The sequence below is a fragment of the Pseudomonas sp. 30_B genome (assembly GCF_017491605.1).
Classification (GTDB): domain Bacteria; phylum Pseudomonadota; class Gammaproteobacteria; order Pseudomonadales; family Pseudomonadaceae; genus Pseudomonas.
On sequence record NZ_JAFGYY010000582.1, the window covers coordinates 1 to 225 of the forward strand.

At 63.1% G+C, this 225-nt stretch carries 1 pseudogene; it reads right to left on the reverse strand.

What is annotated here, in order from left to right:
• Positions 1-225, reverse strand: a pseudogene (locus J5M67_RS29480) (arylsulfatase); the annotation flags it as partial.

The following is a 225-nucleotide window of genomic DNA, read 5'->3' on the forward strand; positions in this document are numbered from 1 at the left end:
GGAAGGCTGCCGCCTTGCGAGTCCCCTGGAACAGCAGATAGTCGTTCTTGGTCAGCCAGTCGTAATACTGGTCGGAGACCACATCCGCCCGCTCGTAGGGGTCCATGCGCAGGTTGAACAGCTTGGGAATCCGCAGGCAGACGAAGGGTTCGCTCCACACCTCGAAGCCGCCGGGCTTGCGCTGCTCGCAGAACACCGCCTTCCAGTCGCCGAAGCGCATGGCCA